This window comes from Ruegeria sp. G2, from assembly GCF_056533505.1.
In genome coordinates this window covers 43,244-68,650 of sequence record NZ_JBQFON010000011.1, presented here as the reverse complement: position 1 = coordinate 68,650, position 25,407 = coordinate 43,244, and the positions used below count along the sequence as shown (strand labels likewise).

At 52.8% G+C, this 25,407-nt stretch carries 20 protein-coding genes; 14 read left to right on the top strand and 6 right to left on the bottom strand.

What is annotated here, in order from left to right; all coding sequences use genetic code 11:
• Positions 1-14: 14 nt before the first annotated feature.
• A complete protein-coding gene (locus ACR0DU_RS18225; RefSeq protein ID WP_480876407.1) occupies positions 15-1,580 on the bottom strand; it encodes a sulfatase-like hydrolase/transferase in 1,566 nt (521 codons plus the stop codon).
• A gap of 216 nt (positions 1,581-1,796) precedes the next feature.
• Between ACR0DU_RS18225 and ACR0DU_RS18220 the strand changes: the two genes are divergently transcribed.
• From ACR0DU_RS18220 to ACR0DU_RS18160, 13 genes are all read left to right on the top strand, one after another.
• Entirely contained in the window at positions 1,797-2,570 is a 774-nt protein-coding gene (locus ACR0DU_RS18220) for a DeoR/GlpR family DNA-binding transcription regulator (protein WP_480876405.1), read from the top strand.
• Between the two features lie 18 nt (positions 2,571-2,588).
• Positions 2,589-3,377 (top strand): inositol monophosphatase family protein, encoded by a 789-nt coding sequence (locus ACR0DU_RS18215; protein WP_480876403.1) that lies wholly within the window; start codon positions 2,589-2,591, stop codon positions 3,375-3,377.
• Between the two features lie 127 nt (positions 3,378-3,504).
• On the top strand, positions 3,505-4,266 hold the full coding sequence (locus tag ACR0DU_RS18210; RefSeq protein ID WP_480876401.1) for an N-formylglutamate amidohydrolase: 762 nt from the start codon (positions 3,505-3,507) through the stop codon (positions 4,264-4,266).
• The gene (locus tag ACR0DU_RS18205) at positions 4,251-5,612 is read left to right on the top strand and encodes a glutamine synthetase family protein (protein WP_480876399.1); all 1,362 of its coding nucleotides are present in this window, start codon (positions 4,251-4,253) and stop codon (positions 5,610-5,612) included. Before ACR0DU_RS18210 ends, ACR0DU_RS18205 begins: the two co-directional genes overlap by 16 nt.
• Positions 5,613-5,701: 89 nt before the next feature.
• On the top strand, positions 5,702-7,084 hold the full coding sequence (locus ACR0DU_RS18200; protein ID WP_480876398.1) for an aldehyde dehydrogenase family protein: 1,383 nt from the start codon (positions 5,702-5,704) through the stop codon (positions 7,082-7,084).
• Positions 7,085-7,149: 65 nt separating this feature from the next.
• On the top strand, positions 7,150-8,295 hold the full coding sequence (locus ACR0DU_RS18195; RefSeq protein ID WP_480876396.1) for an iron-containing alcohol dehydrogenase: 1,146 nt from the start codon (positions 7,150-7,152) through the stop codon (positions 8,293-8,295).
• Positions 8,296-8,305: 10 nt separating this feature from the next.
• On the top strand, positions 8,306-9,145 hold the full coding sequence (locus ACR0DU_RS18190; RefSeq protein ID WP_010443432.1) for an EamA family transporter: 840 nt from the start codon (positions 8,306-8,308) through the stop codon (positions 9,143-9,145).
• A gap of 176 nt (positions 9,146-9,321) precedes the next feature.
• Positions 9,322-10,167: a DeoR/GlpR family DNA-binding transcription regulator gene (locus ACR0DU_RS18185; RefSeq protein ID WP_170781969.1), complete on the top strand. Its 846-nt coding sequence runs from the start codon at positions 9,322-9,324 to the stop codon at positions 10,165-10,167.
• Positions 10,168-10,196: 29 nt separating this feature from the next.
• Positions 10,197-12,236 carry an ABC transporter substrate-binding protein gene (locus ACR0DU_RS18180; RefSeq protein ID WP_170781970.1) on the top strand — a complete coding sequence of 680 codons (2,040 nt, stop codon included), beginning with the start codon at positions 10,197-10,199 and terminating at the stop codon, positions 12,234-12,236.
• Between the two features lie 72 nt (positions 12,237-12,308).
• Positions 12,309-13,313, top strand: a complete 1,005-nt coding sequence (locus ACR0DU_RS18175) for an ABC transporter permease (RefSeq protein WP_010443435.1) — start codon at positions 12,309-12,311, stop codon at positions 13,311-13,313.
• Positions 13,314-13,318: 5 nt separating this feature from the next.
• Entirely contained in the window at positions 13,319-14,461 is a 1,143-nt protein-coding gene (locus ACR0DU_RS18170) for an ABC transporter permease (RefSeq protein WP_480876393.1), read from the top strand.
• Entirely contained in the window at positions 14,458-15,444 is a 987-nt protein-coding gene (locus ACR0DU_RS18165) for an ABC transporter ATP-binding protein (protein WP_010443437.1), read from the top strand. Before ACR0DU_RS18170 ends, ACR0DU_RS18165 begins: the two co-directional genes overlap by 4 nt.
• A 4-nt stretch (positions 15,445-15,448) precedes the next feature.
• Positions 15,449-16,447: an ABC transporter ATP-binding protein gene (locus ACR0DU_RS18160; protein WP_480457192.1), complete on the top strand. Its 999-nt coding sequence runs from the start codon at positions 15,449-15,451 to the stop codon at positions 16,445-16,447.
• 242 nt (positions 16,448-16,689) lie between these two features.
• Here the strand turns inward: ACR0DU_RS18160 and ggt are convergent, their stop codons facing one another.
• The 4 genes from ggt to ACR0DU_RS18140 form a co-directional block, all read right to left on the bottom strand.
• Positions 16,690-18,507: a gamma-glutamyltransferase gene (gene ggt, locus ACR0DU_RS18155; RefSeq protein WP_480876391.1), complete on the bottom strand. Its 1,818-nt coding sequence runs from the start codon at positions 18,505-18,507 to the stop codon at positions 16,690-16,692.
• 283 nt (positions 18,508-18,790) lie between these two features.
• Entirely contained in the window at positions 18,791-19,948 is a 1,158-nt protein-coding gene (locus ACR0DU_RS18150; protein ID WP_480876389.1) for an aminotransferase, read from the bottom strand.
• Positions 19,949-20,492: 544 nt separating this feature from the next.
• Positions 20,493-23,285, bottom strand: coding sequence for a bifunctional aconitate hydratase 2/2-methylisocitrate dehydratase (locus ACR0DU_RS18145; protein ID WP_480876387.1), 2,793 nt, complete (start codon positions 23,283-23,285; stop codon positions 20,493-20,495).
• 267 nt (positions 23,286-23,552) lie between these two features.
• Positions 23,553-23,789, bottom strand: coding sequence for a hypothetical protein (locus ACR0DU_RS18140; RefSeq protein ID WP_480876385.1), 237 nt, complete (start codon positions 23,787-23,789; stop codon positions 23,553-23,555).
• Between the two features lie 36 nt (positions 23,790-23,825).
• On the opposite strand from ACR0DU_RS18140, the gene ACR0DU_RS18135 reads away from it, so the two are divergent.
• On the top strand, positions 23,826-24,497 hold the full coding sequence (locus tag ACR0DU_RS18135; RefSeq protein WP_480876384.1) for a DUF1045 domain-containing protein: 672 nt from the start codon (positions 23,826-23,828) through the stop codon (positions 24,495-24,497).
• A 49-nt stretch (positions 24,498-24,546) separates the two neighbouring features.
• On the opposite strand, the gene ACR0DU_RS18130 is transcribed toward ACR0DU_RS18135, so the two are convergent.
• Positions 24,547-25,287 (bottom strand): phosphate/phosphite/phosphonate ABC transporter substrate-binding protein, encoded by a 741-nt coding sequence (locus ACR0DU_RS18130; RefSeq protein ID WP_480876382.1) that lies wholly within the window; start codon positions 25,285-25,287, stop codon positions 24,547-24,549.
• Positions 25,288-25,407 lie beyond the last annotated feature (120 nt).

Here is a 25,407-nt window from a genome sequence, read left to right as displayed (position 1 = left end):
CTCCACGCGTCAAATTAATATGCTTTCCCGCTTTTTCCCACTTGTGATGCCAGCTGCGAGGGATGGAGGGGGCCGTCCGAAGTGATCATCCAATTGGACAAGGTTTTGTCCATATGACGCATGCGATGCCGTAACATCTCCTGCGTCATTTGGGTGAGGACCTGCGAAAACTCAGGTCGTTCTGCGACGTTTTCCATTTCGCCTTTGCCTTTGTGGTCAAAAAGCAGGGGTGGTAGGTCGGCTCCGAACTGTACAAGCGTGAACCGATCGTCGCGCAGAATGCCAAGACAGCTGTCCGAGATGTCCGTGCCAAGCGTCTTCTGCCAAAGGGTTGGCGCGATTGGGTCCGCAAAGTCGAGCTCAGAGAAAGAATATTTGCGCCAGTTCTCAGGTAGGTTCCCCTCAAGGAACGGCATCAAAGTCATGCCATTCATTGCGTCATGAGCTGGTTGCCCAACCCAATCGAGGATCGTTGGGACAATATCGATGCTCTCCGTTGGCTTCGAGATCTGTGCGCCTTCGGCACCGCCCGGCATCCTGACAATCAGGGGTGTATGGTATGCCGCGTCATAGACCGACATCTTACCCCAACTATGATGGTCACCCAGCATCTCGCCATGATCGGCTGTGACTACCAACAGTGTGTTGTCGTATTGGCCGCTGTCTTTCAGAAACTGCACGACACGACCGATGTGGTGATCAACTTCGGTTGCGAGGCCCAGATAGATAGACCGAAGGGTCGCGACGACCTCGTCAGTTGGCTCGAGTTCGGGGAAACCTTCAACAAATCCTTCAACAGCACTGTTAGCTCTGGCAGGTGCGAAGAACGGATGGAGCGCGTCTTCTGCTTGTGCTGAAGCATGGCGCGTTGGATTCGGCAGTTTGGCCGGATCATACATTTGGTTGTAAGGGGTTGGTGCGACGAGCGGCGGATGTGGTCGTAGATAAGTAAGATGGGCGAACCATCCTTTGTCCTGATCTGCATAAGCTGGCATGGTTTCCAGAAACCGGTCAGTCAGAAATGCCGTGTCACTGTCTTCTGCAGCATAGAGCGCAGGATCATTCAGTTTCGGGGCGTCCCCGGTTGGCGAGACGGGTTTAAAAACATCAAAATAGTCGTCGAAAACATATCCTTTGTTCTTAAGGTGTGATCGCCAGGGAAAAGACATCTCCATGCGCATCTCCACCATTTCCTGAAAACCTGGCAGGTGAAACTCGTAAGAACGCAGTGCCGGATCATTGGCGTCGAATACGCGCGGGTCCTGCGAGGTGTCAGTATATCCAAAAAGCATAGGAAGATAGCCTGCCTTGCGCATCTCTGATGCGATCGAAGGCGTGTCGTGGCGAAGAGGCGTGCCGTTTCGAACCGAGCGGTGGTTCATCGCATATTGCCCCGTCAGCAGCGATGCTCGCGAAGGCCCGCATGGATTTGTAACCGAGAAATGACGGGTGAAGGTGACGCTGTCTTTCATCAGCGCCCGCAAATGGGGTAGATCAACGTGGTTCGCCAGCGCACCAAACACACAATCAGCCCGCATCTGGTCGGTAATAATAAAAAGGACGTTTCGTTTGTCGTGCATCGTTTGACGCTCCAGATGAATTGACCGACGGCTCAGTTGATGTCAGGAATCTAGCTGTTGTGATTCTAACTTGCTTGTGCCGAGCAAAGAATGCGCTGCACGCCCCGCCAAAATCCACATTAAACATCAAAAATCAACATATGGACGCAAGAATTGTTGCATTTGCAAAAACATGTGGGATAACGTGGAAAATGTGAGGGATATTGTGGAAAGCGGATGTCGCAGACGCACCGAGAAATTGAGCTTCTTGAAGCGCTAAGGCGCCTGGGTGGCTCTGCGCGGAACACAGATCTGGCGAAAGCGCTCGACGTTTCCGAGGAAACAGTACGGAGAACAATCAAGTCCCTTTCCAAAACTGCAATGGTGGCCCGCGTGCGTGGTGGTGCTTATTTGGTAGGCACACAGAACGACCCCAGCTTTTTTCGGCGCATTACTCAGCGCCCGACAGAAAAGCGGCTGATTGCCAATGTCGTTAGTACGCGAGTCTCTGACGGCATGACCCTTTTTCTTGATGTTGGATCGACCACTGCATTTGTCGCGGAAGAACTGCGACGGCATCAAAACCTGACAATCGCGACCAATTCGATTGGAGTGGCCCAGACACTGGTCAACGTGAATGGTAACCGGGTGCATATTCTTGGCGGAGAAATGCAGGCCAATGAGCGTGGTGCCTTTGGTCACGTAACCCACAGACAGGCCCAGCGACTGGTATATGACATGGCGATCCTCAGTACGGATGCCGTTTCACCACGCCGAGGCTTTTTGTATCACAGCAATGCAGAGGCAGAGCTTGCGCAGATCGTGGCGGAATGTGCCGACCAGATTCTGATTGCATTCGACCACGGCAAACTCAGCGAATCTGCGCCCTTTGTAGGACCCGCCCCGCGCCAGATTAGTCATATTGTGACCGATAAAGCGCCTAGTAAGGCACTCGCGCAATCACTGGATGCCTGGGGTATCAAAGCAGTAATTGCAGATGGATCGTATTGAATGTTGAGCCCTTCAGAAATGGTTAGATCGACTACGGACGGGAAAACACATGCAGAGCATGCGACGCAGATTGCAGCTTTGGCCGCTGACGCAGCTCGGGGTTATTTTCGTGGCCGCCTGGGCGTTGAATTCAAAACCGATGAAAGCCCTGTGACGCAGGCAGATAAAGGCGTCGAAACCATCGTGCGTGCCTATCTGGCTGAGCACTTTCCAGAAGATGGAATATTTGGTGAGGAACAGGGTGCCGAGGGGTTGAATCGTGATCATGTCTGGATCATCGATCCGATTGACGGCACCCGTTCGTTTCTGTCAGGCCATCCTTTATTTGGCTTCTTGTTGGGTTTGCTTGTTAAGGGTGAACCTTTGCTTGGCGTGATTGGAATGCCCGCACTGAATGAATGTCTGCTTGGTATCAAAGGGCAAGGGGCCATGCTAAATGGCCAGTCGGTTTCAGTCAGTGGAACAGAGAGTTTGAGCCACGCAGTATTCTTCGTGAATGAAGGAGATAAGATTTACTGTGATCACCCTGATTTGTTCAGAGATTTGATGCATTCCGGTCAAACCCGAAGGTTTGCCTACGATTGCTATCCCCATGCCCTGGTTGCGATGGGGCACGTTGATGCGGTTATTGACTATGACCTGCAACCTTACGATTTTCTTCCGGTTGCGGCTGTCATCGAAGCTGCCGGTGGTGTGATTACTGATTGGAATGGTAATCCGCTTAATCTGAATTCGGATGGTCGTGTGATATCAGCCGCGACGCCTGCATTGCATGCCGAGCTATTGGCCATGACCCTGGGACGCTAGATGGTAAATGGCAGATTTCTATTTGAATTTGTGCGCGCGGCGATGCTGATGGTTTTGTCGTTCATGTGGTGCGTCGTGGCACAAAGTTCAGCCTTGGTGCAAACCTGTACAGGGAGGTGGCAGGCGCATGATCGACCCGGTTGAGATATTGAATCCGAATGGCAAGGGTCGTGTCGTGTTGTTGTGCGAGCATGCAAGTTCCACAATACCCGAAGCTTATGACGGGTTGGGCCTTGCCGAAAAAGACAGGTTGAGCCACGCAGTTTGGGATCCCGGTGCACGTGAAGTTACATTGACCTTGAGTGCCGCCCTGGATGCGCCCGCCATAATATCGCGGGTTTCTCGGTTGGTTTACGACTGTAACCGTTCACCGGATGCGCCAAGTGCGATACCGGAAAGGTCCGAGCTGATTGAGGTACCGGGAAATCAGAATCTGAACCAGTCACAGCGCGATGCAAGAATACAGTCTGTCTATGGACCATTCTGTGCGGCCGTGTCAGGCGTTTTGGAAGCCCGCAACAACGATCCGGTGGTTGTGACGATACACAGTTTTACGCCGATATATTACGGCGCAAAGCGTGCGGTTGAAATCGGGCTGTTGCATGATGAAGACAGTCGCCTGGCCGACGCGATGCTGGCGCGGAAAACTTTGCTTTCGCATCGTCGGATAGAACGGAATGAACCTTACGGACCCGGCGATGGGGTTACACATTCGCTCAGATTGCATGCCCAGTCCCGTGGATTGGCGAATGTCATGATCGAAGTGCGCAATGATCTGATGCGCTCTCCGGAGGATGTGGCGGAGATCACGGAAGAGCTATTGACGCTTCTTCAACCTGCCATAAAGGAAATCGCTCATTTGGAGGAGTTGTCATGGGCGGAACGATGACTTTTGAGGACCTTCAAGCGAAGGTGCAAGACGGCGCAATCGATACTGTTTTGGTCTGTTTTGCAGATATGCAGGGACGTTTAATGGGGAAACGTTTCCACGCGGCGCATTTTGTTGCAGGTGCTTATGAGGAAACGCACTGTTGCAATTACCTGCTGGCAACTGATCTGGAGATGGGAACGCCGGATGGCTACGCTTCGACTTCCTGGGAGCGGGGCTATGGCGACTATGTTATGAAGCCTGATCTGACCACGCTACGGCCGGTACCGTGGCTGGAAGGTACGGCACTCGTGCTGTGTGACATTCTTGATCACCACACACATGAGGAGGTCCCTCATTCCCCACGCGCGATGCTTAAATCGCAGGTAAAGCGCCTGAATGCGCTTGGGTATGATGCGAAGATGGCAACTGAGCTGGAGTTTTTTCTCTTCGAAAAGAACTTTGATGAAATCCGCAAAAGCGGGTTTCGGGATCTGGCGCCGATATCGGGTTACAACGAAGATTATCACATATTCCAAACCACCAAAGAAGAACATGTGATGCGCCCGATCCGCAATCATCTGTGGAATGCTGGGATTCCGGTGGAAAATTCGAAAGGTGAAGCAGAGACCGGTCAGGAAGAGCTGAATATCAAGTATGCCTCAGCATTGGACACGGCGGCTTATCACACAATCGCAAAACACGCAGTCAAAGAAATCGCGTGGCAGCAAGGCCATGCAGCGACATTTCTGCCAAAATGGCACCATGACAAGGTAGGCAGTTCGTCTCACGTTCATCAATCGCTTTGGAAAGAAGATTCAAATGCATTCTATGACCCAAGCGACAGCTTGGGCATGTCTGAGGTAATGAAGGCCTATACCGCCGGTTTGTTGAAGTATGCACCCGACTACACCTACTTCATGGCGCCCTACATCAATAGCTACAAACGTTTCATGAAGGGTACTTTTGCACCGACCCGCATCATTTGGTCGGTGGATAATCGTACTGCCGGATACCGACTTTGTGGCGATGGTACAAAAGCTATTCGTATTGAGTGCCGGATCCCCGGCTCTGATATGAATCCCTATCTTGCCATGGCAGGCATGCTTGCCGCAGGTATTGCAGGTATTGAACAGGGCCTAGAGCTTCAAGCTCCAACCAAAGGTGACGTATATCAGGGAGAATCCGGGATGATTCCGGGTAATCTTCGCGAAGCGCGTGACGCGTTACACGCATCTACGATGCTTCGCGCGGCTTTGGGCGACGAAGCCATCGACCACTATGTGCGCGCTGCTGAGGTGGAGATCGAAGAATTTGAACGTGTTGTGACTGACTACGAGATCGCGCGCGGATTTGAGCGGGCATAGCTCCGTATTGCCCTCGGAACATCGCTCGTTGGGTTTATGGGACTTTCTTTGAATAGACGGGGTGGAATCCCTGTATCTGGAGAACTGGCATGGATCAGGTTTTGAAATGTATCTCACCGATTGACGGGTCGGTATTTGCAGAACGTGTGGCTCTGTCACGGGATGAGGCCTTTGCTGCGGCAGAGCGAGCCCGAGGCGCACAGGCAGTTTGGGCTTCGCGCCCGCTACAAGAGCGGATCGATTTGGTTATGGCAGGGGTTGCCGCTGTCGGGGCGATGAATGATGAAATCGTTCCTGAAATCGCAAAAATGATGGGCCGCCCGGTGCGCTATGGTGGCGAGTTTGGTGGCTTCAATGAACGCGCCAGCCACATGGCATCTATTGCCCCGGAAAGCCTTGCTGATATCGAAGTGGGCGAGGATGCGACCTTCAAACGCTATATAAAGCGTGTTCCGCACGGTGTGGTTTTTGTTGTAGCCCCTTGGAATTATCCGTTCATGACCGCGATCAACACGGTGGCTCCGGCACTGATTGCGGGCAATGCGGTTTTGCTGAAACACGCAACTCAGACACTGATTGTCGGGGAACGTATGGCGCAGGCATTTCATTCTGCGGGCGTGCCGGACGACGTATTCCAGAATGTTTTCCTGACCCATGATGTGACCAATGATCTGATCGCAGGCAATGCGTTTGATTTTGTAAATTTCACAGGTTCTGTCGGTGGTGGTATCGCCATGGAGAGAGCTGCCGCAGGAACATTTACCGGAGTCGGGACCGAGCTTGGAGGAAAAGATCCGGGCTATGTGATGGAGGATGCCGATCTGGACGCTGCGGTTGATACCTTGATCGATGGCGCGATGTTCAACTCTGGCCAATGCTGTTGCGGCATCGAACGTATCTATGTGCATGAAAGTCTCTATGATCAATTTGTTGAGAAGGCCGTCGAGATTGTAAAGGGATACAAGCTTGGCAATCCCCTAGATGCTGAGACGACGATCGGGCCAATGGCTAATTTGCGGTTTGCTGCAGAAGTCCGGGCGCAGATATCAGAGGCTCTGGCAGATGGAGCTGTCGCGCATATCGATCTGTTTGCCGAAGATGATGGTGGCGCGTATCTGACGCCGCAGATTTTGACAAACGTCAATCATGATATGCGCGTCATGCGTGACGAGAGTTTTGGCCCAGTTGTTGGCATCATGAAAGTGTCTTCAGACGATGAAGCCGTTGCTTTGATGAATGACAGCGAATTTGGGCTGACAGCAAGTCTTTGGACGCAGGACGTCGACCGGGCAGCCCATATAGGTGATCGGATCGAGACAGGCACGGTATTCTTGAACCGGGCAGATTATCTTGATCCCGGGCTTTGCTGGACGGGTTGCAAAAACACCGGACGTGGCGGCGGATTGTCGGTCATTGGTTATCACAACTTAACCCGACCAAAGAGCTATCACCTGAAAAAGGTGACCAAATAATCTCTGTGGCAACGCAGACATCACATGTTGGGTGCATGCACCCTTTGATTTGAATAGGTGAGAGAATGAGCATCACGGGAAACTGGTCTTATCCGACCGCGATCAAATTTGGCGTTGGGCGCATTTCTGAGTTGGCGGGTGCCTGCAAGGATCTCGGAATAAAACGCCCGTTATTGGTGACGGATAAAGGTTTGGCCAATCTGCCGATCACGGAACGCGCGCTTGATATCCTGGAAGCGGAAGGTCTTGGTCGCGGTTTGTTTTCTGATGTGGATCCGAACCCATCAGAATTGAATCTGGCGGCGGGTGTGGACGCCTACAAAGAGGGTGGCCATGATGGGGTCATTGCATTTGGCGGCGGGTCCGGTCTCGATCTCGGTAAGATGGTGGCATTCCACGCCAATCAAACGCGTCCGATCTGGGATTTTGAAGATGTGGGCGATTGGTGGACACGTGCGGATGCCGATGTAATTGCACCTATCATTGCGGTACCAACCACTGCGGGTACGGGTTCTGAAGTTGGCCGTGCGAGCATCATCACGAATTCACAAACCCACGTCAAAAAAATCATCTTCCACCCGAAAGTATTGCCCTCGGTTGTGATTTGTGATCCGGAATTGACCGTTGGAATGCCCAAGTTCATTACGGCTGGCACCGGTCTTGATGCCTTTGCTCATTGTGTTGAAGCGTACTCCTCGCCACATTACCATCCGATGAGTCAGGGTATTGCACTGGAAGGCATGCGCCTTGTCATCAACAATCTGCCGCGTGCCTATGCAGACGGTACGGACCTTGAGGCACGGGCCCATATGATGAGTGCAGCAGCCATGGGGGCCACGGCCTTTCAGAAGGGACTAGGTGCTATTCACGCCTTGAGTCACCCGATCGGAGCGATCTTTAACACTCACCACGGCACCACAAATGCTGTGTGCATGCCGGAGGTTCTCAAGTTCAATGCGGACGTCATTCGCGATCGCTTTAATCTGGCCGCTGGTTATCTGGGTATTGATGGGGGATTTGAGGGCTTTCAGAGCTTTGTGCAGGAATTCAATGACGGTTTTGAAATTCCGCGAAAATTGTCCGAGATGGGCGTAACCGCAGACAAGATGGATGCGCTTGTCGAAGGGGCGATCTCTGACCCGTCTTGTGGTGGAAATCCAGTGGAACTGACACGCGAAAATTTGCGGCGCCTGTTTAATGCGCTGATTTGATACACGTCATTTGAGCACGGGTATCATCATAATCATCCTTGCGGCGGCAGTTTTGCATGCCGCTTGGAATACGATCGTTAAGGCAGCCGGTGACCGAACAGTGACGTTGGGGCTGGTCGCGCTTGGGCATGTTTTCCCGGGCCTGATCTTGGTGACCTATCTGCCATTTCCAGCCATTGAAAGCTGGCCGTATTTGTTGGGATCAACAGTGATCCACTTCGGGTATTTTTATATGCTCGGTCAGGCATATAAACATGGCGATCTCAGCGTGGTTTACCCGATTGCGCGCGGCATCGTGCCTGCATTGGTTTCGCTTTGGGCAATGCTCTTTGTGGGTGAGGTACTGCCCGCACAAGCGTGGTTGGGCATAGCGCTGATCGCGGGGGCTATTCAGCTATCTAGCTGGGCGGCGTTACGTCAGGGCGTTGGCCGCGCGGCATTGGGATTTGCCCTAGGAACCGGAGTGTGTATTTCAGCCTATTCGCTTGTCGATGGTGTCGGAGTGCGCCTGTCCGAAAATACGCTTGGGTACTGGGCTTGGCACTCTCTGTTGCATGTTTTCATAGCGGCTTTTGTTGGCATCAGGCGTGGCAGGGCGATGTTGACGTTACCTGCTAAGACATGGGTTATCGGGCTCACGGGTGGATTCGTTTCGATGACAGCCTACGGTCTTGTCCTCTATGCAAAAAACTTTGCGCCTCTTGGTGCCGTTTCGGCTTTGCGGGAAACGTCCGTGATATTTGCGGCTCTGATTGGGTATTTGCTGCTTGGTGAAGGTCACCCGGTCCGTCGAATCATGGCTGCAATCATTATGGCTGTCGGCGTGGCATTGATCGCTTTGGCATCCTGAGCTGTCAGGAAGTAATACAACAATCATTTTGTGCCGTAATGACTCGCCCGGTGGGCAGTTGATGGCGTGACCGTTTATGTTTGAATTGGATATATATTTTTATGAAAAACCAAAATTGTCACAAAACTATTACTTTTTTTGTGGATTTATAAGTGGAATTATGGCGAAGTTAAAAAATGAACGATGATAGTGGAAACATACCACATCGAGGGCGGGAGCTTCTTGACGTGTTGGCACGGTTGGGTGGCTCTGCACGCAACACCCAAATCGCCCAGGTCATGGATGTGTCCGAAGAAACCGTTCGCCGTCTTGTCAAAGCGCTCGCACGCGAAAACATGGTCGAACGTGTTCACGGAGGGACGTATCTGTCGCGAGCGCAGGACACACCAATGTTCTCTGGGGCGCTCGAACATAATGCGAAAGAGAAGACCCTTATTGCAAATCGGGTCAGCCAGATCATCGAAGATGGAATGGTGATATTCGTCTCGGTAGGCTCGACCATGACGCATGTTGCAGAACAGCTCCGCGATCATAAGGACCTTTTGGTAGTGAGCAATTCGTTGTCGGTTATCGCATCTTTGGCAGATCACAACGGTACGCGCGCCATTCTAGCCGGAGGCGAAGTCATCCGCTCAGAACGCGGAAGCTTTGGGCGTGCCGCCGAGCAACTGGCGTGTCAGTATAGCTATGACGCCATTATCTGTGGTGCTGATGCCTTGTCTCTGAAAGGCGGAGTGCTGACCTCGAATCTGCTGGAAGCCGAGCTGACACGTGCGCTTTTGGACAACACCGCCCGTACGATTGTCGCAACGGACAACACAAAATTTGGAGCGCGAGCGGCCAATATCGCTTGTCGGTTTGATCAAGTGACTGATCTGGTCACAGATATTGCCCCACCCGCCAACTTTGGTTCGGCTCTGCATGAGGCTGGGGTCAGGGTCCACGTCGCTTCTGAAAGGGGTGGAACCAGCAATGGCGCAAGTGCAGCTGATGCCAATGCCGCCATAGATGAAGAAAACTAAGAAACAGAGCTATCTTTAGGGAGGTTATCATGAAGAAGCTTTTGATGTCCGGAGCCGCACTTGCGACTCTTGGAAGTGCTGCCTGGGCAAATTGTCCGACTGCGACGGTGGCAGATATGCAAGGCCTGACGGATGGGGCATATCCTCAGCAATTTGATCTGTCTGAATTCCAGTCCGCAGGAAATTGTACGCTTGGATTTTCGGAAAACCCATCTATCGCAGACCTCAACGGCATGATCCGAGGCAACGAAGCCCTACCGGCAGTTGCGGATCGTTTGCCAGCTGATCCACTGGTTATCGTACCCTACGACAGCATTGGTCAGTATGGCGGCCAGCTGGACGCGCTGTCCAACGCTACGGAAAGCGGTACATCCGACTTTTTGTCCGTGCGCCACGTCAATCTGTTCCGTTATTCCGACGACTTGCAAACCTTAGTGCCCAATGTTGCGAAGTCTTGGGAATGGAATGACGCATTCACCGAGCTGACGGTTCATCTGCGTTCAGGTCACAAATGGTCGGATGGCGCGCCATTTACATCTGCAGATGTTGTCTTTTGGTATGATAACCTGATGATGGACACCAACGTTATAGCCGAAGCGAAGGACTACGCGCTGGCAGGTGGTGAACCGATGAAGGTTGAGGCGCTGGACGATACTACCGTTCGTTTTACGCTGGCCGCGCCGAAGCCGGGTCTGACCGAGACGTTCTCATTCACGTATGTTCAGCCCTTCCAGCCAAAGCATTTCTTTGAACAGTTCCATCCGGCTCTGGATGCAAATGCGGACGCCAATGCACAAGCACTTGGATATGAGAACGGTTATGAGCTGATTAAAGCTTATTACGGTAATTCCGACTGGATGGACACGCCATCTCCGATGCTGACCGCGGGTGATAAACTGGCAGGTCTGCCCAAGGATGCGATGCCAACATTGGAAAGCCACATTCTGGTCAAGGAAAGCACTGAGGGGCGCCACTACGTTGCGAACCCATATTTCTTCCAGGTGGATACGGCAGGAAACCAGCTGCCCTATATCTCTGAGATGGATGAGACCTATGTTCCAGATGAAGAGGTGCGGAACCTTAAACTGTTGAACGGCGAGGTGGATTACAAGTCGCAGGGCGTAAACCTGACATCTGCTCCGGTTCTGTTGGAAGGTCAGGAAAGCGGGAACTACACTTTAGAAGTGAAACCGGCAATTGGCTACCCGGTGCTAACGTTCAACGTTACTGCTGAGGATGAAGCTAAAAGAGCGATCTTCAATGACATTCGTTTTAGAACAGCGATGTCGGTTGCGATGGATCGCAATCAGCTAAATGAGGTAACCGCATTCGGTCTTGGTGAGCCAACACAGTATATTGGTTTTTCTCCACGTCCGGATTTCATCGACGAAAAGTGGTCGAACTACGAGATCAACTTTGATCAGGAACGTGCAAATGCTCTTCTGGATGAAGTTGGCCTTGTTGATCAGAACGGAGACGGTTTCCGCGATCTGCCAAACGGTGATCCGTTTGTGCTGGACTGGCAGTTCTCGACGCAATCCGCATCGGCTCAGCTGGTGGAACTGATCGCACAGAACTGGAAAGATGTGGGCGTAAACACGGCAATCAAAGAGGTTACCTCGGATGAATTCCGTGCTGCGCAATCGGCAAACACTCTGGACATGGGCATGTGGCTCAAAAGCCAGCCAGCCGGTTCGGTTCTTGGCGATGGTGAAATCTGGGTGCCGCCGTTTGACGGGTATTTCGACGTGCGTACCGGTATGCTGTGGGCGGAGTACATCAGTTCAAATGGGGAAAATGGTGTGGAACCACCAGCTTGGGTTGCTGATCTGAAAGCGGCATTGGACACCTACCAATCCAGTGCGCCCGGATCAGACGCCTCGGTCGCCGCTGCGCAGAAGATGGTCGAGATCATGACTGGGGAGATGCTGTTCATTGGTACAGTTAATGCTCCGGCCCCGATCTATCATTCGAACAACCTGCAGAACTTCACTGAATTCAAAACGCAGTCCTACGAGTTCTATAGAACCTATCCGTACCGCCCTGCCCAGTGGTGGCTGTCGGAGTGATAGGCGTTTCAATCTAAGACAACGGTTAGGGGCGTCAGCGCCCCTTTCCACATGCTAGCCAGGAACTAAGAAATGCTCCAATTCGCTCGCTTTGCCGCCACGCGCGCAGTGATGGCTGTGGTCACTCTCGTGTTGGTCTCGCTCATCGTTTTTACACTGATGGAGCTTGTGCCGGGTGATTGTGCTGAACGCTATCTCGCCTACAAAAACACGCAGGGCTCGGCCATTACGTTGGCTGATATCGAGGCTGAGAGGGTAAGGCTGGGGCTTGATCGTCCTTTTCTGGTACGTTGGGCTACTTGGTTAAGCGGCGCTTTCCGCGGTGATTTCGGGGATAGCTGCATTTTGCGCGTCAATATCGCGCAACTTCTAGGTGACAAATTTTGGATCTCTTTGTGGATCTGCTTGGGCTCTTTGACACTGGCATATATGATCGCAATCCCGGTTGGCATTATCTCAGCGGCGTCAAGGAACGCTTTCCTCAACAATTCCCTGCGACTGGTCAGCTATTTGGGTCTGGCAATGCCGAACTTTCTGCTGGCGTTGATGGTGATGTTGTTTTCCACCGTGTATTTTGGGGAAACACTGACCGGCCTGTTCAGTCCTGAATATCGTGAAGCGCCCTGGTCATGGGCCAAGTTTGTGGATCTTTTGAAGCATGCCTGGCTGCCGATTTTCATTCTGGGATGGTCGGCAACCGCATTTGCTCTGCAAACCGTTCGTGCACTGATGTCGGACGAGATCGGTAAGCTTTACGTGACCGCCGCCGCCGCGCGCGGGATATATGGCCGCCGACTCTTATGGCGCTATCCCGCACGCCATGCGCTGGGGCCGATCGTCAACTCGCTTGGGTTCGACCTGAACCGTATCTTCAATGAACTGCCCATTGTGGCCCTGATCCTGACACTCACCGAAGCTGGATCTCTGCTGCTTGAGGCGCTGGCACGGTCGAATGACCAGCAGTTGGCTGGTGCGATCATATTCTTGCTGACAGCTGCCATCGTCACGCTGAACTTCGCGACCGACATCCTGTTGGCTGTAATTGACCCGCGCGTGCGCAAGAGCATTCTGAGGTAACGCCCATGTCTGCAAAAACGTCCACGAAAATTGACGATCAGAAGGCAAAAGAAGCTTACTTTACGGCTTCACAGCGCCAACTGATCTGGGCCAGATTCAAAAAACAACGGGCGGCCATGATTGCCGCTACAGTGCTGGTTGTATTGATCCTTTCAGGTCTTTTTGCACCATTTATGTCACCCTATGATCCGACAATAGCGGGGCGGGATAAGGATTATTTGAATGGGGCCCCTCAGATCCCGAAATTCTGCGACAAGAATGGCTGTTCCATACGTCCGTTCCTGCACACTGTGACACGCGAACGATCATTGGCGACAAATTTTCGTTGGGTTGAGAAGGTCAACGAGGATGAACGCCGCTATATGGAGTTCTTCGTAAAGGGAGATAGCTACAGGCTATTCGGATTTATCCCTGGCAACATCCATTTGTTCGGTATGGAGCAAGGATACGTTCATCTATTCGGAACTGATAGTGCGGGCAAAGATATCTTCTCGCGTACGCTTCATGCTGTCTGGACGTCGCTTCAGGTGGGAACTTTGGGAGTAGTGATCTCATTCGTTCTTGCGCTGATGATCGGGGGGATTGCTGGCTACTACGGTGGCGCGATTGACAGCGTGATCCAGATGATTACCGACGCGGTCAGGACGGTGCCTTCGATCCCGCTCTTTATGGCTATTGCGGCCTTTATTCCGCCCGAGTGGTCAGCCGAGACCAGATTTTTCGTTATTACACTGATACTGGGATTGGTCGGGTGGCCGACGCTGGCGCGAAGGGTGCGAACTCATCTGCTGACCGAGCGTAATCAGGAATATGTTTTGGCGGCTCAACTTTGCGGAGCATCTGCAGGGCACGTTATTCGGCGACATCTCCTTCCCAGCTTTACCAGCTATATCATCGTCGATCTGGTGATCTCGTTTCCGTATGTTGTTCTGTCGGAGACGGCTCTCAGTTTTATTGGGCTAGGGCTTAAGGATCCGGTCAATTCATTGGGAGTAATGCTCCAGAACGTGACCAAGGCGGACGTTTTATTGAACTACCATTGGTATTTTATTCCGGTCTTTTTCTTCATCGCTCTTGTCATGGCTTTCGTCTTCGTTGGTGATGGATTGCGTGATGCCGCTGATCCATATTCGGAGACCCGCAAATGAGCCTGATCGACGTCGAAAATCTTACGCTGCAATTTAAGACCGACGAAGGTTTGATCACAGCGGTAGATGATGTGTCTTTCTCGCTGGCGCCCGGCGAAGTCATGGGCCTTGTAGGGGAAAGTGGTTCTGGAAAGTCCGTGACTGCGAAATCTCTGATGAAGCTTAATCCGGGAAATGCGGTCTATTCTCCGGAAAGTCGGATTACCTTGCATCTTGATAGCGGCCCAGTGGATGTCATGAGCCTGAAACGCCCCCGCGATATGGAAATTGTACGGGGTGGGTCGATCTCGATGATCTTTCAGGAACCCATGGCCAGTTTTGCGCCGGCGATGACAGTCGGCAGCCAGATGGTTGAGCAGTTGTTGATCCACACTGACTTGTCCAAGAAACAGGCTAAAGAGCTATCAATTGAAATGCTGGACCGGGTCGGTATCTCTGACGCATCCACTCGGTTTGGGCAATATGCGTTTGAGATGTCCGGCGGTATGCGGCAACGGGCGATGATAGCCATGGCCCTATCAACCAAACCCAAGCTGCTGATTGCGGATGAGCCCACGACGGCGTTGGATGTAACCATTCAGGCGCAAGTAATAGACCTGATGAAAGACCTCGTGGCTGAGTTCGGCATGGGGATTATCTTTATCACTCATGATCTTGGCGTCGTTGCACAAACCGCTGATAAAGTGGCGGTGATGTATCTGGGCAAGATGATTGAGCAGGGACCGGTGCGCGAAGTTATTCGGAACCCATATCACCCCTATACCAAAGGTCTGATCGATGCCCTGCCGCAGTTGGATGACCTGGAGAAACCGCTCATGCCGATCCCAGGAGATATTCCGTCACCTCTGGAACGGCCTGCGGGATGTGTCTTTCACACCCGTTGCGGCAAAGTGATCGGCGACATTTGTCGCACTGTTGTGCCGCAATGGTCTGATACGGGCGAAAATCACCGCACCGCGTGTCACTTGTGCGCTGAAGGATAAGTGAATGAGTTCTGAATACCTAATCCAAGCACGCGATCTTTCGGTTGGTTTCCCGGTGGGTGGCCAACTCTTCAATAGGCGGGTCCTGAAAGCGGTTAATCATGTTACTCTCGACATTCCAAAGGGGTCGTTCTTTGGGGTGGTCGGTGAAAGCGGGTCTGGAAAAACGACATTTGGTCGTGCCTTGTTGAACGCGGTACCGATCACAGGCGGTTCAGCACATTATGATGATGGCGAAGTAAACTATGACCTTGGAGATCTGGCCGGAGCAGATCTTAAAGAATACCGTCGAAGGGCACAGTTGATTTTTCAGGATCCCTACGCAGCGTTGTCGCCACGCATGACGGTGCGCGACATTATCGCTGAACCTCTTGAAGTTATGGGGCTCTGCAAGTCGCGCGATGAGGTGGACGAGCGGGTTCGCGAAGTGGCCGCGATGTGTCGGCTCAATATCGAACACCTGCGCCGTTTCCCACATGCGTTTTCCGGCGGACAGCGTCAGCGTATTTCGATCGCACGTGCCCTAGTTTCCAGACCTCGGTTTGTTATTGCAGATGAAAGTGTCGCGGCTTTGGACGTGTCGATTCAGGCCGATATTTTGAATTTGCTTAAGTCGTTGCAAGATGAAATGGGCCTGACTTACCTGTTTATCAGCCACGACCTGTCCGTGGTCGCACACACCTGCGATCATGTTGCGGTAATGTATCTTGGTCAGATTATGGAAAGTGCCCCGACGCGGCAGTTGTTCGAGGCACCTCGGCATCCTTATACGAAGGCGTTGTTCTCGGCGATCCCTTCTCTGGACCCCGATGACAAAGGAAAAGTGCAGCGGTTGGAGGGTGAGATCCCATCGCCGACGAACCGCCCGACAGGATGTCAGTTCCACACACGATGCCCCTTTGCGACAGACCTGTGTAAACAGAAAGAGCCTGAGATGGAGATATGCGAAGCCGGCCATTCCGTTTCCTGTCACCGCTGGCAGGAACTTCAGACCGCAGTCTAAGTTAAGTTGGATTGCGTCCCCCCCTCCGTTGTGTACCGCAATATAATCGTCTGTGGGAAGTGATCGAATTTCATCAGGACGAATGTTGCGCTGATCAGGGAGGCGACCCAAACCGACCGGTTTTTAAGGCGCCGCCTACCGATTGAGTGCCGCCGCAGGGATGTGTTTTTGACAGTCGAAAGTCCGATTTAATAAGGCGGCTGTTGATCAGCCGCCTTTCCGTCTCTGCATTATAGGTGCGATTACTCGCCCAATGCGATGCCCTCGCGACGCGGATCTGCGCCGCCCTCCAATCCGGTAGGACTGATTTTGATCATATGCAATCCACTGGTCAGTGCGCGGCTGTTGGTTTCAAATCCCATTTCTTCCAGCGCCGGAGCCAGGGCTTCGGCATCCGTCCCTTCTTCGAGATCATATGTGCCAAACCGATTGATCAGATGAGGAGCGGCTGCGGCGCTTTGGACATCCATGTCCCAGTCCAATACGGAAATAATAGCCTGTGCCACATAACCGATGATCCGTGACCCGCCCGGTGATCCAACCGCTAGAACCGGCTCTCCGTCCTGCATTACAATCGTCGGTGCCATTGATGATCTTGGTCGTTTTCCCGGCGCAACTGCATTTGCAATCGGGACACCATCACTATGTGTGGCAAACGAGAAATCGGTCAATTCGTTGTTCAGCAGAAAGCCGCCCTTGGTCATCAAATGTGAACCAAAACCTGTTTCGATGGTCGTGGTCATCGACAACACATTTCCATAGCGATCTACGATTGAAATATGAGATGTGGAGGGCATCGACATATCGATATTGTCGGCCCAAAGCAGCGCGTGGTCGAACTCGGGTTGTCCAGGTGAGACGGTATCCAGCGCCGCTGGGCCTTCGAGTAACGATGCACGGTCTTTCAGGTAGGTTTCGTCCAGCAGGCCGCCAACCGGAACTGGAACAAAATCGCTGTCTGCGATATACCGCCCACGATCAGCAAAAGCGAGCCGCGAGGAATCCCCGATCAGACGCCATGCCTCTGGGCTTTCGGGGCCCATCGCGGCAATATCATAAGGTTGCAAATGGCCAAGGATCTGCCCGACACTTAGGCCCCCCGATGATGGCGGTCCCATACCGCAGACCTCGAAGCTCCGATATGTCGCGCAGACCGCAGGTCTTTCCACCACACGGTAGTTGGTCATATCCAGCATGCTAAGAACCCCTGGGTTGCGTACGGCCCCACGCACTGTTGCCACAATATCCTCGGCAATTTCACCCGTATAAAATGCATCGGCCCCTTCGACCGCAAAACTACGTAGAGTTTGCCCGTAGGCCTGGTTCTGCAGATGATCGCCAACCTGTAGTCCTGCGCCATCGGGCATGAAATATGCGGCTGTTGACGGCACTTGACTGAGTCGCTCAGCATCCCACTCGATCATACCTGCAAGGCGGGGTGTAACTGTGAACCCGTTTTCGGCCAAGTCTATTGCATCCTCAAACAAAGAGGGCCAGTTTGCGCTGCCCCAGCGGCGATGCGCGTCTTCCATAAGGGCAGGGGTGCCTGGCACGCCGACCGAGATGCCACCGATGGCCGCGTCATAGAACCCCCGTTTTTCGCCGTCGGCATCCTGAAACAGGCGTGGGTTCACTTCAATTGGAGCGGTTTCGCGGCCATCCAATGTGGTCAGTTCACCAGTTTCGGCATCAAACCAGACAAGAAATGCACCACCGCCCAGCCCCGAAGACTGAGGTTCTACCAATCCAAGTACAGATTGTACGGCGACCATGGCGTCCGCTGCAGTTCCGCCTTCTGACAAAACACGAGCGCCAGCCTCTACAGCCAACGGGTTCGCTGCCGAGACCATCCAGTCTGAAGCGACAACGGGCTGCCCGGCATCGCGCTTTACCAAGGCGGCTTCAGCGCGCTCTGACAGTTTGTCCAGTGCACCGGCGGTGGCTGCTTCGGGTGCGACCGCGTCTGTGGTCTGTTGGGCGAAGGCAGTACTGTTCAATAGCGCACTCAGAATTACAGCAGAGGCTGTCAGACCGCACTTTTGTTTCGGTTTGGTATTCATTGTTGGGTTCCTCCAAGAACGCATTAAAGCAAACAGTTGGGCAAAAAGGTGCGAACCAAGTAAGAAATACGATCACCGTAATGATACTGATCCAAAAGACAACGCAACAAATTCAATGCGGCGACTACATATGGGCCCGGGGCAATTCGAAAAACGTACGGGGTTTTGAACGAGGCCTTCTGCACGGTTCTTTAGAGAACCGTCTGTTTAACTTAAAAAAATGCAGACAGAAAACGTGGGTGGATCTGCATTGCATTCCAGAGTTTTTCTTAGATTGGCCCGTTCATGTGATGGTTTCTGTGGCGAATGGAACGCCTCTCTCTTCGAGCCGCCTCAGATAGCCGCTGACCTTTTCAAGACCGGTCTTGAGAATTTCAGGGTTGTTGGCGTAACCGATACGTAACCAACCCTCCATATGCAGAACTGAGCCAGGTGTGAACATCACCCCAGTTTCTTCCAGCAATGAGACACAGAATTCGCGAGACGACATATCGAAATCGTACTTAAGCAACGCGGTGGTGCCCGCCTGTGGCTTGACATAAGAAATTCTGGGTTCATTCGATACCCAATCATCAAGGATTTTTAGGTTTCCGCGGGTAATGCGGTGGCTGCGCTCCAGAATGCGGGATTTGTTTTCCAGCGCGAGGGCGGCGAAATAATCGTCAAGCATTCCAACGCTGATCGTGTTGTAATCGCGATGGATGGAGACCGCCTTCAGCACCTCCGTTGCCGCTGCGATCCAACCCAGTCTCAATCCTGCCAGCGAAAAGGTCTTGGACATACCAGCCACGCTGATACCTCGTTCATAGAGGTCCGCTATCGCGGGGCAGAATCCGTCACCGGTTTGGCTGGTGCCACGATACACCTCGTCACACAGCACATAGGCCTGACTGCGCCGGGCAATCTCAATGAATTGCTCCAGGTAGCCTGCATCCATCAATGCGCCGGTCGGATTGTTGGGATTGTTGATTGCGATCAACTTCGTGTCTGGTCGGATCAAATTGGCGAGTTCATCGAGATCGGGCAAGAAGCCGTTTTCTGGCCGCAGGTGAAGGATATCAACTGTGGCGCCATAACTCTCGGGGATCGAATAATGCTGTTGATAGGTTGGCCGGACCGAGATCACATGGTCGCCCGGTTCGACCAGCGTTTCATGGATCAGCGCATTCGCCCCAATCGCCCCGTGTGTGACGACAATATTTTGGCGCTCTTGCCGTTCATAAAGCGTCGCAATCGCATCACGCAATCGGTCAGAACCCTCGATCGCGCCATAGGTCAGCTTCATTGGTTTGAGATCGTCAAGAACGTCGGAGTTTTTGCCGGACAATTCCAGAAGCTGCTCGATTGTCAGAGATGCAACACAGGTTTCGGCCAGATTGAACTCGCAATGGTTTTCGAATTCATTCATCCAGATCTCAACGCCAAAAGGCTTGATTTTCATCTCATCTCTCCCTGTTGCTCAGTCCTTGCGCCTGAGGAAGTTTCCAGATGCCACAAACCATGGCGATGCCCTCAAGGCCCAAGCCGACTGAACGGAAATATGCTGACCTGGTGTAGTCAGGTAACCGAGCCTTGCCGCAGGGCAGTGAACCCAGATCGCCACTGTTCTGATCCGACGACCATCCATGGTCAACCCTTGCGATCCATATCTCCGCCGCTGGCTCCAGTGGCTCAACCGATTTCCTGAAAATAGCGTACAGTCGCCGACAGGCCCACCAGCACCTCGTATTGAAGGGTGCCCATCGCATATCGGTTCGGGTTTGCATCCGACACGCAACGCCCCTTGTAGGGGAAAAGCGAAGTCAATAACGCCAGAATCCCCAGACGATACCCAAATGCGGTCTGAAAAACTTGTACCGGAGTAGGCCAGAAAATCACAGCTCAGTTCTTTAACGTCGACCAAGTGATGCGGCGCAAATAGCACCGCATCTATAAAAACCAAAGCCCCTGTATCTTCCACCGTCTTTCCGATGTTGATCGCCGATCTAGAAATGTACGGATAGACCAGCCAAGGGCTTCTGGATTGGAGGTGCGAACTTGGTCAGATCAATGCCTTCAACCGCTGTTTTGTATTCATCCAGCGTCGGTGTACGTCCCAGAATTGCCGATAGGACAACAACAGGAGTTGAGCCCAACAAGGATTCACCCTTTTTGGTTTCGGAATCCGCAACCACCCGGCCTTGGAACAGGCGCGTCGATGTGGCTAGAACCGTGTCCCCTTTGGCCGCTTTTTCCTGGTTGCCCATGCAAAGGTTGCAGCCCGGACGTTCAAGATAAAGGATGTTTTCGTATTCGGTACGGGCCTGGACCTTAGGTGCAGCATCGTCGAACTCGAATCCGCAATACTTCTGCAGAATTTCCCAGTCGCCCTCTTCCTTCAATTCATCAACAATATTGTAAGTCGGAGCGGCCACGACCAGCGGAGCCTTAAATGTGACATCGCCCTGATCGGCTTCGAGATTGCGCAGCATCTGAGCGACGATCTTGATATCACCCTTGTGCACCATGCATGACCCTACGAACCCAAGGTCCACTTTCTTTTCTGCACGATAGAATGAAATCGGGCGGATGGTGTCGTGGGTATAACGCTTTGAGACATCCGCATTGTTGACGTCTGGGTCCGCGATCATCGGTTCCACGATTTCATCCAGATCGACAATGACCTCGGCAGCGTATTTGGCATTTTCATCGGGAGTCAGCGCGGGTTTCTCACCCGACCTGATCTGCTCGATGCGCTTGTCCGCGATCTCGATCAAGCTGTTGAGCATCCGGGCATCGTTCTCCATGCCCTTTTCGATCATGATCTTGATGCGCGATTTGGCAATCTCCAGTGACTCAATCAGGGTCTCGTCGTTGGATATGCAGATTGAAGCTTTGGCTTTCATTTCCGCAGTCCAGTCGGTGAAGGTAAAGGCCTGGTCCGCCAACAGCGTTCCAATATGCACTTCGATAATCCGACCCTGGAACACATTGTCACCGTGCTGTGCCAGCATCTGCGCCTGTGTTGCATGAACCACGTCGCGAAAGTCCATGTGATCAGCCATCTTGCCCTTAAAGGTCACTTTTACGGATTCAGGGATTGGCATGGTGGCTTCACCTGTCGCCAGAGCTAGCGCCACGGTGCCAGAGTCCGCGCCAAAAGCGACACCTTTGGACATCCGGGTATGACTGTCACCACCAATGATGATTGCCCAATCGTCAACAGTAATGTCGTTGAGAACCTTGTGGATAACGTCTGTCATCGCGTGATAGACGCCCTTTGGATCACGACCGGTAATCAAACCAAATTTGTGCATGAAAGCCATCAATTTGGGCGTATTGGCCTGCGCTTTGGCATCCCAGACAGAAGCCGTGTGACATCCCGACTGATAGGCCCCGTCGACCGAAGGAGAAAGGACCGTAGCGGCCATGGCCTCAAGCTCTTGTGCCGTCATTGGTCCGGTTGTGTCCTGGCTGCCAACGATGTTGACGCGGACCCGCACGTCGGACCCTGCGTGCAATACCTTGTCGGACGTTACACCCAGTGCGTTGGCATTAAAGATTTTTTCGACGGCGGTCAGACCCTGATCCTCGACGCTGATTTCCTTCGAAGGTGCAAAGACACGTGGTGCCTCGATCCCCAGAGTTTCAGCGGCGAATGTTTGCAGCTTTTTGCCGAATACGATGGCATAAGACCCACCGGCCTTCATGAACTCCATCTTTTGCGGTGTGAATGATCCGGCCATATCGACCAGTTCATCGCTGCCATCTTCGCTGTATAGTTTCTTTTGTTTCGTATTGATTGTCAGTACGGTTCCGGTCGCGACCGAATATTTCTGTTCCAGCACCGGGTTGCCGTCATTGTTCAGGATCGGCTTGCCGTCTTCGTCGGTTTTTCTGACCCAGTTCTTAAGGTCCACACCGATCCCGCCGGTCACGCCTACGGTGGTCAGGAAAATGGGAGAGATGCCATTCGTTCCCGCCACGACTGGCGCGACGTTGACAAACGGAACATACGGGCTTGCCTGCTTGCCGGTCCAAAGGGCGACATTGTTAACCCCGGACATGCGTGATGATCCGACGCCCATCGTGCCTTTCTCAGCAACCAGCATGACACGCGCGTCGGGGTGCTTGACCTTCAGCGCTTCGATTTCCTTCTGTGCCTCTTCTGATATTAGGCATTTGCCGTGCAACTCGCGATCAGCACGGGAGTGTGCCTGATTGCCCGGGCTCAGAAGGTCGGTTGAGATATCGCCCTCAGCAGCCACATAGGTGACAACTTTGATCTCTTCGTCGACCTCTGGAAGCTTGGTGAAGAACTCTGCCTTGGCGTAGCTGTCCAGAAGGTCAGCAGCGATGACATTGCCTGCCTCGTAGGCCGCTTTGATGCGATCTGTATCGGCCTCATATAGAAAGACCTGTGTCTTGAGCACCTCAGCCGCATCGCGCGCTGTCGCTTGGTCGGTGCCCAGTGCAAGGTCAAGCAACACTTCGACCGACGGGCCGCCTTTCATGTGGCTCAATAGCTCATAGGCGAAAGCTGCCTTGATTTCCTCAACCTCGACAGTGCCCAGAATGATTTCTTTCAAAAAGCGCGCTTTTTCACCTGCGGCGCTCGTGGTGCCGGGCAGGGTGTTATAGATAAAGTGGTGCAGGCAATCATCGCGGTGCGCACTGCCGGTGTCCCTGATATGGTCGATAACTTCGCGGGTCAGTGCACCGTCATCGATGGGCTTGGGGCTGAGACCCTGTTGCTTGCGGTCTTCGATCTCGGTCAAGTAGTCGTTGTAGAGGCTCATGTTATTTTTCCGCATCTCTGGCATGCTATGGGGCGATATTCGCGGCGGCATAATTGTCGCTGGATCAGTATAGTATACTTTCGTATACATTAGATTGACGGAGTTCAAGCGCCGGATTGCCGCATATTACATGAAAATCCTTTAGGCCATCTCGAATCCCGGTGCATTCCCTCAAAGTTTCAAGATTGCAGGGAATGGGAAATGAGAAGGTGGGCGAAATTCTCAAAGCCCTAGAGAAAGCCCTTTTCTACCTGCTACTAGTCAAGGTTACCTGCCGTTAAACAGCGCTTTTGCGATCGCTCCAGGTGCCGAGCAATGGGGGGTGAGGGCGCGGTTCATAGACCCAATGTGCAGTGCATAGAATACAGTGTTGAGGCCAGCGCGAAGGCGGTGCTCCCATTCTTGAGTATCCGCAACCACGCCCTGTTCGGTGATCACAGCCCCGGTTAAAACCTGATCAGGCAAAGCCAACCGCACCTTGGCAAGCCACGGAATGCCTGACACATCGCTATCACAGAGGATGCAGGATAAGAGGAGTTCATGTCGTATACTCGTTTTGCGATCTACTATGTTCCCCCCCACGGCCCGTTGGCCCGTTTCGGGGCATCCTGGCTGGGTTGGGACATTATCAGCGCGTGTGAAGCGCCTTTGTTCGATTTTCCCGGTTTGGATGGAATCACGATGACGCCGCGCAAATATGGCTTTCACGGAACGTTGAAACCGCCATTTCGGTTGGCCGGTGACAGCACAGCCGAGGAATTGCATATGCGCGTGGCTGAGTTGGCGTCGGGGCTTGCTCCAGCGAAATGCGATGGTTTGGAACTGACTAGACTTGGCCGCTTTTTGGCGCTGATACCACGCGGTGATTCTAAGGGGTTGCACCGGGTCGCTGCAGCCTGCGTCCAAGACTTGGATGAATTCCGAGCGCCTTTGTCTGTGGCAGAACTTGAACGGCGGCGGCGACCGGGGATGAGCGCCCGTCAGAATGCCCTACTGACCCGATGGGGTTACCCGTATGTGATGGACGATTTCCGATTCCACATGACCCTTACTGCACGGTTGCCCAAGCTGGATATTCCGATCTGGACAGAGACGATATTGAAGTCTCTGCCTGAACTGCCGGTTCCGTTTGTTGTTGATCAGATCGCGTTGTGTGGTGAACGTATAGATGGGCGGTTTGAGTTGATCCATCGCTACAAGCTCGCGGGTTGAAGCAGATTGCCTTTCAATCTTTGATCCGAAGCTTCGATAAACGCTCAAATCAAGGTGGGTTGGGTATCTCGGTGTATTTGTCTTTTGGAATTCGGACGATACCACGCAATCCGAGAAGGCCCCGATCCAGCGGATCAAGGAGTTCGATCGCAGATTTCACTGCATTAAATATGGAATCCGCGTCATTTCCATTCGCGGTAATAAGCGGCAATCCAGGTGTCGGCGCGGTCCAATCCAGAACCCGCAATTCCCGCGCGAACGCATCATGCTTCTCCATCAGTTTCCAGGACACAGCGTCTAGCGATGCGATGTCCGCACGTCCTGAGGCGACCGCTTGAGCTGATTTGACATGCTGTTCCGTGTGTAGGCGATTTTGAAACCAAAAACCGTGCTTGCGTAGATGCCAGTACGGAGCAGCGTAACCTGACTGCGAGAATGTCTGATTAAACGCAAAGATTGACTCGCTGAATTCTACGATGTCCTGTCGGGCATCATCGGAACGCACGACAAGTGCACTACGATAATATCCTGGGGGGCAGCCATCAAGCCCGTAGTCCGGTGTGCCGACCAGCTCGACCAAGTCATGCAGCCAGATGCGATACGGCATGCCGCAAGTCTGGCTTAATACCAAATTCGGGTTTTTCCAGACAAAAAACTCTTCTGCGTTCTGAGAGAGATGTTCGGGGCCATCTATACCTAATTCATTCAGGTTCCGAAGTATCAGCTGCCAATACCGATCATGGGCTGCTGCCAGCTGCGGGCGCTGATACATCATCAGATTTGCAATCATTCTGTTCAGAGCCTTGGTTGGTGCACACTGTTCCTTTGGTTAGCATGTCTGTCTTGCATTGGAAGTCCTGGCTCATAGAAAGTAATTGCATCCTAGATATAATTTCAATATTTCACGAAA